The following is a 10,306-nucleotide window of genomic DNA, read 5'->3' on the forward strand; positions in this document are numbered from 1 at the left end:
GCTACCCGCTCCGTTCCACATCGGCCACCTGCCTTACTCCCCCTTATTGTCGACGTTCAAGTCTGTGCGAAATCCTGCCGTAGCCACTAACCGTAGGATGGCGTTGAGCGCAGCGATACCCATCGGGTGGCTTATGTCTGTACCCGTTTGTGGGGCGAATATCGATGATGGGTTACGGCACGTTTGTTCGGTAACGGCAGGTCAATTTGTGGGTGCCTAACCCATCCTACGGTTTGCAGAATCAGGCGCGAATCCAGCGCTGCCGGCTCCAGCTGCTCAGCGCATCGACGCCGAATACCAGCAGCAACATGGCGATGATCACCGTGCTTGCCTGAGGCTCCTGAAACAGGCTGAGGCTGACATAGAGCATTTGCCCCAAACCGCCGGCCCCGACGAAACCCAGCACGCTGGCCATACGGATATTGTTTTCCCAGCGATACAGGCAGTAGGCCAACAGCTGTGGCCACAGGTTGGGCAGGGTGCCGTAGCAGAAGGCGGCAATCTGGCTGCCGCCCTGCAGGCGAATCGCTTCGGCCGGTGCAGTTGGGGTGTTTTCTAGCGCTTCGGCAAATAGTCGGCCGAGTACGCCAGCGGTATGCAGGGCCAGGGCCAGGGTGCCGGCATTTGGGCCAAGACCGGCAGCCAGCACCATCAGCGCAGCCCAGACTAATTCCGGAATTGCGCGCAGGGCATTGAGTAGCAAGCGTGCCGCACTCTGCAGCGGCCAGCCGAAGCGCCCTGCGGCGGGCAAGGCCAGCAACAGGCCGAATACCGCCGCGAGCAAGGTGCCGAGGGCCGACATGGCCAGGGTTTCCATTGCGCCATGGCTGATGGCCGCCAGATGTTCGGCACTCAGATCCGGGCTGAGAAAGCGCCGCACATAGCCGGACATCTGCCCCAGGCTGTCGCCGCTGATCAATGCGCCTAGATCGATACCCAGGTAAACGAATGAGGCGATCACCGCCGCGCCGATGCCGCACAGCAGCAACAGGTTGATCAGCCGGTTCATGCCAGCCTCCCGCGCAGCACACGGCTGAGCTGATCGGCCAGCAGTACCAGCAACAGAAAGGTCAGCAGCATGCTGGCCACTTCACCGCCGGCGAACATGCGCATTGACAGGTCAATCTGTTGGCCCAGGCCGCCGGCGCCGACGAAGCCCATGACCACCGAGGCGCGGATCGCGCATTCCCAACGGTACACCGTGTAGGAGGTCAGCTCCGCTGCGGCATTCGGCAGGATGCCGTAGACGAATGCCGCCAGCCGGCCGCTGCCGGCCTGCAGCAGGGCGTGGGCCGGGCGCTGGTCGACCGACTCGAAGATTTCCGCATAGACCTTGCCGAGCATGCCGCTGTAGGTGATGGCGATGGCCAGCACCCCGGCGGTGGGGCCGAGGCCGACGGCGCGGACGAACAGCAGGGCCCAGACAATTTCCGGCACGCTGCGCAGGAAGATCAGCAGGCTGCGCGCCGGCCAGCGCAGCAACTGCGCCAGCGGTTTGGGGCGGCCGCCACGGGACGCCGCCGACAGCGACAGCGCGCGGCTGGCCAGCAGGCTGGCCGGAATCGCCAATAGCAGCGCCAGGGCCATGCCGGCGGTAGCAATGGCCAGGGTTTGCAGGGTGGCGTCGAGCAGTAACTGTAAAAAGTCCGCGTCATGGGTCGGCGGCCAGAAGGCGGCGACAAAGCGGCCCATCTCGCTCTGGCTGTCGGCTTGCAGCAGCACGCCCAGGTCCAGCTCGCTGAGCTGAATACCCGGCCACAACAGGGCCAGTGCCAGCAGGGTGAGCAGCAGGCGGGGCAGGGCGGCCGGGTCGCGGGTGTCGCGGTTTAGCATCGCGGGATCTGCAGGCTCAGGGTCACGCTGGGCGTTGGCGGCGAGAGCAGTTGCTCATTGGCGTACAGGGCGTCGAGCTGGGTCTGATCGACTTCGCTGGCAGGGCGGTCGAACAGGATCTGCCCGTCACGCAAGCCGATGATGCGCGGGAAGTGCGCCAGGGCCAGTTCCACCGCGTGCAGGCTGGCGACCAGGGTCACGCCATGCTGCTCGGCATGCCGACACAACACGTTCAGCGTGTGCTCGGCCAGCACCGGGTCCATGGCCGACACCGGCTCATCGGCCAGCAGCAGTTCGGGGGCCTGGTACAGCACGCGGGCGATGCCCACGCGTTGCAGCTGGCCACCGGAAAGTTGCTGACACTGGGCGAACAGCTTGTCGGCCATATCCAGCTTGGCCAGCTCACGGCGAACGCCAGGGATATCCAGCGGGTGCAACAGATTCAGCAGGCTTTTGCCCAAGCCCCATTGACCAAGCTTGCCGGCCAGCACCGCAGTAACCACCCGCTGGCGCGCCGGCAGAGGCGGCGCCTGATGCACCAGGCCGATGCGCGCACGCAGGCGTTGGCGTTGGCGGCTAGACAGTTGCCACGGCTGCTCACCGAGCACCTGAATATCGCCGCCACTGGGTTGCAGGGCAGTCGCCAGCAGGTTGAGCAGGCTCGACTTGCCGGCCCCGGACGGGCCGATGATGGCGACGCGCTCGCCGGCGGCGATATGTAAGTCCACGCCGCGCAGGGCGTGGACTCCGTTACCGTGGCTGAGGCTGGCGCCGCAGAGGCGCAGGGTCATTTCAGCAGGTCAGCGGCGCGCGCAGCGTCCTCGATGCCCTTGTAGTTCTCAGGCGAGGTTGCGATAAAGCGGCTGGCGGCCTGCAGGTCGAGGATCGCCTTGTGCTCGGGGTTCGCTGGGTCGAGTGCGAGGAAGGCAGCTTTGATCTTCTCGGCCAGTACCGGGTCGAGGGTGCCGCGCACGGTCCAGTTGTAGTCGTAGTACGTCGGGGTGGTGGCGAAGACCTTGACCTTGCTGCTGTCGACTTTGCCGGCAGCGACCAGTTTGTCCCACACGCTGGCGTTGAGCACGCCACCGTCGACCTTGCCGGCCTGAACCCAGGCGGCAGTGGCGTCATGCGCGCCGGAGTAGCCCACGCGGCTGAAGAAGTCTTCCGGCTTGATCCCATCCTGCAGCATAAAATAGCGCGGCATCAGGCTGCCGGAGGTGGACGACACCGAGCCGAAGGCAAAGGTCTTGCCCTTGAGGTCGGCCAGGGAGGTCACGTCCGGGTTGGCCGTGATGAACTTGCTGGTGAACTGCGCATCCTGCTCGCGCTGCACCAGTGGGATGGCATTGCCAGTTTTTAGGCGTGCCTGCACGAAGGTGAAACCGCCGAGCCAGGCTAGGTCCAAACGGTCAGTGGCCAGCGCTTCGACCACGGCTGGGTAGTCGGCGACTGGGGTGAACTCGACTTTCATGCCCAGTTGCTGCTCCAGGTAGGCGCCCAGCGGTTTGAATTTGCGCAGCAGTTCAGTCGGTGCCTCATCCGGAATGGCGCTGACGCGTAGTACTTCGGCGGCTTGGCTCAGGCTGGCAGACAAGGACAGGGCAACGCCGGCGGCGAGCGCCAGGGTACGTGTGAGCATGAGGATTCTCCGGTTCAATAGCGGAAAGGATCTAAATAACAGGTCCGAAGATGTGCAGGCCTGCGCGTCGTGGTCAGGGTAGTCGATGTGGCGCGATTATATGGAACGCTTTGACAAAGGTCTGCTTTGCTAGAATCCCCGGCCTGTTTCCGATTTGCCGAGAGCCTGACCGATGAGCGAGCCGATCCGTTTGACCCAGTACAGCCACGGGGCCGGCTGCGGCTGCAAGATTTCGCCGAAAGTGCTGGAGGTGATTCTCGCCGGCAGTGGCGCGCAGAACCTCGACCCCAAGCTGTGGGTCGGCAATGCCTCGCGTGATGATGCGGCGGTGTATGCCCTGGACGACGAGCGTGGGGTGGTGTCGACCACTGACTTCTTTATGCCGATTGTCGATGACCCCTATGACTTCGGTCGCATCGCCGCCACCAATGCGATTAGCGACATCTACGCCATGGGCGGCGATCCGCTGATGGCCATCGCCATCCTCGGCTGGCCGGTCAACCTGCTGCCACCGGAAGTGGCCCGTGAAGTGATCCGTGGCGGCCGCGCGGTCTGTGATGAAGCGGGTATTCCGCTGGCCGGTGGTCATTCCATCGACGCCCCAGAGCCGATCTTCGGCCTTGCTGTTACCGGCGTGGTGAACAAGCGCCATATGAAACGCAATGACACCGCCACCGCCGGCTGCCAGCTGTACCTGAGCAAGCCGCTGGGTATCGGTATCCTCACCACCGCCGAGAAGAAGGCCAAGCTGCGCCCCGAGGATGTCGGCCTGGCGCGCGACTGGATGTGCACTCTGAACAAGCCCGGCTCGCGTTTCGGCAAGCTGGCCGGGGTCACGGCGATGACCGATGTCACCGGTTTCGGTCTGCTCGGCCATCTGGTGGAGATGGCCGATGGCGCTAATCTCACCGCCCAGCTCGACTACGCCGCCGTGCCGCGTTTGCCGGGGGTCGACTACTACCTAGCCGAAGGCTGCGTGCCGGGCGGCACCCTGCGCAACTTCGACAGCTATGGCGAGAAGATCGCGCCTATTACCGATGAGCAGCGCGACCTGCTGTGCGACCCGCAAACCAGCGGCGGCCTGCTGATTGCCGTGACGCCAGAAGGCGAGGCGGAGTTTCTCGCCGTGGCCGCCGAGCTGGGTTTGAATCTGGCGCCCATCGGCCGTTTGGTTGAGCGACAGTGCTACGCGGTAGAGGTGCTGTGATGCGCGACAACAGCAGCAACTACCGCGAGATCTTCCTCAATGATCTGCCGATGATGGACGCTCGCGCTCCGGTCGAGTTCAGCAAAGGCGCCTTCCCCGGTGTGCTCAACCTGCCGCTGATGGATGACAGCGAGCGCCAGCGGGTCGGCACCTGCTACAAGCAGCATGGCCAGGACGCCGCCATCGCGCTCGGCCATCAGCTGGTCAGCGGCCAGGTCAAGGCCGTGCGGGTTGCGGCCTGGGCGGCGTTTGCCAAGGCTAATCCGCATGGCTATCTGTACTGCTTTCGCGGTGGCCTGCGCTCGCAGATCACCCAGCAGTGGCTGGCGGAAGCTGGTATTGACTACCCACGGGTGATCGGCGGCTACAAGGCGATGCGCACCTTTCTGCTGGAAACCACCCAGCAGGCCGTGGCCAAGTGTGATTTCGTCATCCTCGGTGGCCTCACTGGCACCGGCAAAACCGACGTGCTGGTGCAGCTCAATAACAGCCTGGATCTGGAAGGCCATGCCAATCACCGTGGCTCCAGCTTCGGCAAACGCGCCAGCGGCCAGCCGGCGCAGATCGACTTCGAGAACCGCCTGGCCATTGATCTGCTCAAGCAGCGCGCCCGTGGCACCGAGCAGTTTGTGCTGGAAGACGAAGGCCGCATGGTCGGCAGCTGCAACGTGCCGCTGGCGCTGTACCAGGGCATGCAGCAATACCCGCTGGTGTGGCTGGAGGATGCCTTCGAGGACCGCGTCGAGCGCATCCTGCGCGATTACGTGGTCAACCTGTGCGCCGAATTTATCGCCCTGCACGGTGAGGAAGACGGCTTTCGGCTCTACGCCGAGCGCCTGCTGCAAAGCCTGAGCAATATCCAGAAGCGCCTGGGCGGCGAGCGCTATCAGCGCTTGCTGACCATCATGCAGGCGGCGCTGGATGAACAGCGCAGCGGGGCGGTTGCGCTGCACCGCGACTGGATTGCCGGGCTGCTGCGCGAATACTACGACCCGATGTACGCCTACCAGCGCGAGAGCAAGGCGGCGCGTATCGAGTTTGCTGGTGACCAGGCGGCGGTCATCGCCTACCTGACTGAGCGCAAGGCAGGCCGACACTGAACGGCATGCGCGGCTAGAGAACCGGGTCCTTGTTTAACGGCAAACGGCAGCGTTCGACCTTCCACCAGCTGGGCAGCAGCTTGCGGATCGCCGGCTGGTTGAAACGGTCATCAATCAGATAGACCACGCCCTGATCCTGCACTGTGCGAATCACTCGGCCGGCGGCCTGCACCACCTTCTGCAAACCCGGGTAAAGGTAGGTGTAGCCATAGCCTTTGTTGCTGCCGAACATCAGCTCCATGCGCTGTTTGATTTCTTCATTGACCGGGTTGATCTGCGGCAGGCCGAGGGTGGCGATAAACGCGCCGATCAGGCGGTCGCCGGGCAGATCGATACCCTCGCCAAAGGCTCCGCCCAATACGGCAAAACCAATGCCACGGCCAGTGCTGGAGAACCTATCGAGAAAGGCCTGGCGCTCGTTTTCATCCATTTGCCGTGACTGCTGCCAGACCGGGATCTGCGGGTACGCCATCTGCAGCTCCTGCAGCACCGCCTGCAGATAGGTGTAACTGCTGAAGAAGGCCAGGTAGTTGCCCGGTTTTTCCGCGTACTGGCGGGCAATCAGGGCAGCGATGGGGGCCAGCGAGTAGTCGCGATGGGCGTAGCGGGTGGACAGGTTGCTGACAGCCTGGACGTGCAACTGCTCGGCACTAAAGGGCGATTCCACATCGATCCAGGGTGTTTCCTCGGGCAGGCCAAGCAGGTCGGCGTAATAGTTCGCCGGGCTCAGGGTGGCGGAAAACAGCGTGCAGCTGTGCGCCTCGTCGAAGCGCGGGGCGAGAAACAGCGCAGGCACGATATTACGGATGCACAGGGTGGACACCGATTGACCACTGCCCTCGTCGCGGCTGATATCGAACAGCGAGTGCGCGCCAAAGGCCTCGGCCAGCCGGCAGAACAGCATGGCATCGAGGTAGAAGTGCAGCAGCTCGCTGGCATTGCCCGCCGGCTGCTCGCTCAGGTGATCGGTGAGCGTGCTGACGGCCTTTTGCAGCGCCATGACGAACAGGTCCGGCGCGGTGGGGTAGACCTGATACGCCACTTCCTGGTCGCGCTCAAGCTGCCGCCAGTGCCGGCTGATGCGCTCCAGCGGCGCCTTCATCACGCTCGGCGCAATGCGCCGTACCGCTTCAAAGCGTTGTTGATTGAGCTCGGCGGTGTACATGCCACGCGCGCGTTCAATCAGGTTGTGGGCTTCGTCCACCAGCAGGGTGATGCGCCATTCATTGAGCAAGGTGAGGCCATACAGCAGGCCGCCCATGTCGAAGTAATAGTTGTAATCGCAGACCACCACATCCGCCCAGCGGCACAGTTCCTGGCTCAGATAATAAGGACAGATCTGATGCGCTAGGGCGGTTGCCCGCACGCTTTCATGGCTTAGCCACTGGCCTTCGAGTGCGGCCTGGCGGGCTGCGGGCAAACGGTCGTAAAAGCCTTTGGCCAGCGGGCAGGAGTCGCCATGGCAGGCTTTGTCAGGGTGCTCGCAGGCCTTGTCGCGCGCCACATGTTCCAGCACCCGTAGCGGCATCGCCTCTTCCTGACTGCGCAAAGTGGCCAGCGCATCTAGCGCCAGGCGCCGGCCGGGGGTTTTGGCGGTAAGAAAAAACAACCGATCCAACTGCTGCTCGGGGAAGGCCTTGAGCTGCGGAAACAGGGTGCCGAGGGTTTTACCAATGCCAGTGGTGGCCTGGGCCATCAGGCAGTGGCCGTCACGGGCGGCGCGGTAAACCTGATTGGCCAGCTGGCGTTGCCCGCTGCGAAACTCGGCATGCGGAAAGCGCAGGCGCAGCAGGGCTTCATCGCGTTGGCGGCGATGCTCGCGCTCGTACTCGGCCCAGCGGATATATAGGCTGCACTGGAGCTCGAAGAACTTACGCAGCTCATCCGCTGTTGCGGTCAGATGAAAGGCGGTTTCATGCTGGGTGATGACGTTGAAATAGACCACGGCCAGATTGATCTCTGGCATGTCGCGCTCCTGGCAGAGCAGCCAGCCGTAGACCTTGGCCTGTGCCCAGTGCAGCAGGCGGTGATTTTCCGGGATACGACTGATATCGCCGCGGTGGGTCTTGATCTCCTCCAGCAGGTTTTCCTCAGGGTCGTAACCGTCCGCGCGGCCGCGTACCTGCAAGCCCTGGTATTCGCCATTTAACGGCAATTCGGCGTAATAAGTCGGGCCGCGTCTGGCCACCACAATGGCGTGCCCGGTCATACCTTCCTGGGCGGTGGGCGAGGGGGTAAAGCGCAAATCCAGGTCACCGACCTTGGCGGTAAATTCGCACAGTGCGCGCACGGCGACCTGATAATTCACGCGTCTGCCCATTGCACGTAACACACATCCACCGGCATGCCGTGCTCGGCGCAGAAGGCCAGCCAGCGCCGCTGGTTATCCTGCAGGCGGTCGCCTGGGCCTTTGACTTCAATCATCCGGTAGCGCCGCTCGGCCGGCCAGAACTGGATCAGGTCGGGCATGCCGGCGCGGTTGGCTTTGATGTCCAGCAGCAGGCGCTTGAACCAGGCCCGCAGGTGCGCGGCGGGCAGGCAGTCGAGCGCTTGCTCCAGCAAGGTTTCGTCCAGCGCGGCCCAGAATATGAAGGGCGACTGGATGCCGAATTTCGCCGTGTAGTTGTCGCGGATTACCTGCTTGTAGGCATCCGAGTCGAGGTGGGCGATGCATGTGGCAAACAACGCCTCGCGTTGGGTATGGAAGTCGGCACTGAGCAAATCCACCGGTGCGGTGTGAAAAGGGTGGAAAAAGGCCCCCGGCACCGGCGCGAAGATGGCCTGCCAGCAGAGCAGGCCGAACAGGCTACAGATCAGGCTGTTCTCGACATAGTGCACCGGCGCCTGGGGCTCATGCAGGTGGGCTTTGACGGCAAACTCGACACTCTGCGCCTCGGGCCTTGGCAGGCTCAGGTCAATCCGTGCAGGCGTTACTGGCTTGGCTTTGCCAGGTTGTGGTTGCCCGAGCTGGCGGGCCAGCCGCGTCAACGCACGTTCCACCGCCTGGGCTTCGGCATCATTTTCCGGTGCCTGGATGGCCTGTAACGTCAGCTCATAGGCGTGTTCGGCGCGGCCCAGGCGCTCCAGTACGCGGATCTGCCGCAGGCGAGCGCCGACATAACGGCAGTCGCTATAAAACGCCAACGCACCTTCCAGGTCTGCCTCGCGCTCCAGTTGCTGGCCCATGTGGAACAACAGCTTGTTGCGTCGCGCGGCCAGAAAGGGGGTATCGCAGACCAGGGCGCTGATCTGTTGCAGTACGCTGGCAAGCGGCTCGCCGGCCTCGAACTGCTCACGGCTGCGCTGCAGGTGCAGGTAGCAGTCCACATCCGCCCGGTGACGAAAGGCGCGCGAGTCGGCCGTCAGCTCTACGCGCTCGTAGCGGAAAATGCCGAGCTCGGCGAGGACGAACTCTGACCAGTCCTGACGCAGATTGCCGAAGAACATCAGGCGCAGACGCTCGCACAGGGCGTCGATGGTCAGGGAGACAATCTGTTCCTCACTGCCAGGGCACCAGGCCGCAAAGGCGCGTGGCTCGGCACAAGTCTCGGTCAGTTGCTCCAGCAGTTCGGCTTTGTTCTGCGACTTTCTCGATGTGGGACCCGCCAGATGCTGGAGCACTTCATCCTTGCGCAGCAGCTTGAACAGCTCTTCCAGGCACAGCTCGGCGTCATACCGCACCCAGCCCGCCTCAAGCAGCGGCCTTGCCGCCAGGCGCGTGCAACCGATCTCCTCATAGCTCAGCTTGCTCAGCCGGAAGTGATTGCCCTTGCGCATGATCATCCGCACCAGCAGGGCCTGGGCGGGCGTGTCCATGGCGAAAAACTGCCGCACGAAGGCATGCTCCGCCTCGCTCAACAGATCGGCTGAACGCTCCTGCAGCCAGGTGAGGGCCTGACGGAAATTCGCTAGGTAGTAGAAGCGCGGATCGAGTTGCGACTGCATGGGTGTGCCGGTTGCGATTGGCATACAGATACCTGCGTCTAACAAATAACCATGAACCACAGGCGCGAAGGTAGGGTGCTGACGCACCGAACTTACAGAATTTCAGGCACAAAAAAAGACGTCCGTGGACGTCTTTAGATGTTTATTTGGTGGGCCGGGGGGATTTGAACCCGGTTCGACACCTATCCATTGCTGGTCTATTCCGGACAAAACCAGCAATTCTGCGCCCTTCTAAGGCGCCATTCTGGCCATTGCCAGTCTTCTCTGGCTAGGGATGGTCTGAAGTAGCCATGTATTTCTGGCTGACTTCAGCCCCCGCCGATTTTTAAAGCGGCAAATCGATCAAAAATGCTCAGATCATCCGCTTATTTCTGGTTTTTTAGCCGCCGCGAGCACCTCGCGGTCGCTATTCCCTGCATTACAGACGCACCTCTCCTGTATTCGTCAGCAAATGTCTGCGCGCCATCCACAGGTTCGACAGGGCAAACAGTGTCACCAGTTGCGCGGTGTTTTTGGCCAGGCCCCGGAAGCGCGTCTTCACATAACCGAACTGACGTTTAATCACCCGGAACGGGTGCTCGA

Annotated in this window: 9 protein-coding genes; 2 read left to right on the forward strand and 7 right to left on the reverse strand. The window is 62.9% G+C overall.

What is annotated here, in order from left to right; translation table 11 throughout:
• Positions 1 to 241 precede the first annotated feature (241 nt).
• From phnE to Q8M42_RS19225, 4 genes are read right to left on the reverse strand one after another with little or no spacing between them, the layout of a single operon-like run.
• Entirely contained in the window at positions 242 to 1,009 is a 768-nt protein-coding gene (gene phnE, locus Q8M42_RS19210; RefSeq protein ID WP_304868439.1) for a phosphonate ABC transporter, permease protein PhnE, read from the reverse strand.
• The gene (locus Q8M42_RS19215; protein ID WP_304868440.1) at positions 1,006 to 1,833 is read right to left on the reverse strand and encodes an ABC transporter permease; all 828 of its coding nucleotides are present in this window, start codon (positions 1,831 to 1,833) and stop codon (positions 1,006 to 1,008) included. Before Q8M42_RS19215 ends, phnE begins: the two co-directional genes overlap by 4 nt.
• Positions 1,827 to 2,624, reverse strand: coding sequence for a phosphonate ABC transporter ATP-binding protein (locus tag Q8M42_RS19220; RefSeq protein WP_304868441.1), 798 nt, complete (start codon positions 2,622 to 2,624; stop codon positions 1,827 to 1,829). The genes Q8M42_RS19215 and Q8M42_RS19220 overlap by 7 nt, the downstream gene beginning before the upstream one ends.
• Positions 2,621 to 3,472: a putative selenate ABC transporter substrate-binding protein gene (locus Q8M42_RS19225; protein WP_304868442.1), complete on the reverse strand. Its 852-nt coding sequence runs from the start codon at positions 3,470 to 3,472 to the stop codon at positions 2,621 to 2,623. The genes Q8M42_RS19220 and Q8M42_RS19225 overlap by 4 nt, the downstream gene beginning before the upstream one ends.
• 172 nt (positions 3,473 to 3,644) lie before the next feature.
• Here Q8M42_RS19225 and selD point away from each other — a divergent pair, with 172 nt between their 5' ends.
• Positions 3,645 to 4,679 carry a selenide, water dikinase SelD gene (gene selD, locus Q8M42_RS19230; protein WP_304868444.1) on the forward strand — a complete coding sequence of 345 codons (1,035 nt, stop codon included), beginning with the start codon at positions 3,645 to 3,647 and terminating at the stop codon, positions 4,677 to 4,679.
• The gene (gene mnmH, locus Q8M42_RS19235) at positions 4,679 to 5,779 is read left to right on the forward strand and encodes a tRNA 2-selenouridine(34) synthase MnmH (protein ID WP_304868446.1); all 1,101 of its coding nucleotides are present in this window, start codon (positions 4,679 to 4,681) and stop codon (positions 5,777 to 5,779) included. Before selD ends, mnmH begins: the two co-directional genes overlap by 1 nt.
• A gap of 13 nt (positions 5,780 to 5,792) precedes the next feature.
• Here the strand turns inward: mnmH and Q8M42_RS19240 are convergent, their stop codons facing one another.
• From Q8M42_RS19240 to Q8M42_RS19250, 3 genes are all read right to left on the reverse strand, one after another.
• Positions 5,793 to 8,087 (reverse strand): ATP-dependent DNA helicase, encoded by a 2,295-nt coding sequence (locus tag Q8M42_RS19240; RefSeq protein ID WP_304868448.1) that lies wholly within the window; start codon positions 8,085 to 8,087, stop codon positions 5,793 to 5,795.
• Positions 8,084 to 9,748: a VRR-NUC domain-containing protein gene (locus tag Q8M42_RS19245; protein WP_304868449.1), complete on the reverse strand. Its 1,665-nt coding sequence runs from the start codon at positions 9,746 to 9,748 to the stop codon at positions 8,084 to 8,086. Before Q8M42_RS19245 ends, Q8M42_RS19240 begins: the two co-directional genes overlap by 4 nt.
• A 394-nt stretch (positions 9,749 to 10,142) precedes the next feature.
• Positions 10,143 to 10,306, reverse strand: a 164-nt coding sequence (locus tag Q8M42_RS19250; protein WP_305285325.1) for a transposase, incomplete at its 5' end; no start/stop codon positions are given.

The sequence above is a fragment of the Pseudomonas sp. genome (assembly GCF_030684895.1).
GTDB lineage: Bacteria > Pseudomonadota > Gammaproteobacteria > Pseudomonadales > Pseudomonadaceae > Aquipseudomonas.

Bases quoted from the DNA above. Each gene is read 5' to 3' on its own strand.
- Q8M42_RS19220 (WP_304868441.1), bottom strand. From the start codon at position 2,624: ATGACCCTGCGCCTCTGCGGCGCCAGCCTCAGCCACGGTAACGGAGTC.
- Q8M42_RS19215 (WP_304868440.1), bottom strand. From the start codon at position 1,833: ATGCTAAACCGCGACACCCGCGACCCGGCCGCCCTGCCCCGCCTGCTG.
- selD (WP_304868444.1), top strand. From the start codon at position 3,645: ATGAGCGAGCCGATCCGTTTGACCCAGTACAGCCACGGGGCCGGCTGC.
- phnE (WP_304868439.1), bottom strand. From the start codon at position 1,009: ATGAACCGGCTGATCAACCTGTTGCTGCTGTGCGGCATCGGCGCGGCG.
- Q8M42_RS19245 (WP_304868449.1), bottom strand. From the start codon at position 9,748: ATGCCAATCGCAACCGGCACACCCATGCAGTCGCAACTCGATCCGCGC.
- Q8M42_RS19225 (WP_304868442.1), bottom strand. From the start codon at position 3,472: ATGCTCACACGTACCCTGGCGCTCGCCGCCGGCGTTGCCCTGTCCTTG.
- mnmH (WP_304868446.1), top strand. From the start codon at position 4,679: ATGCGCGACAACAGCAGCAACTACCGCGAGATCTTCCTCAATGATCTG.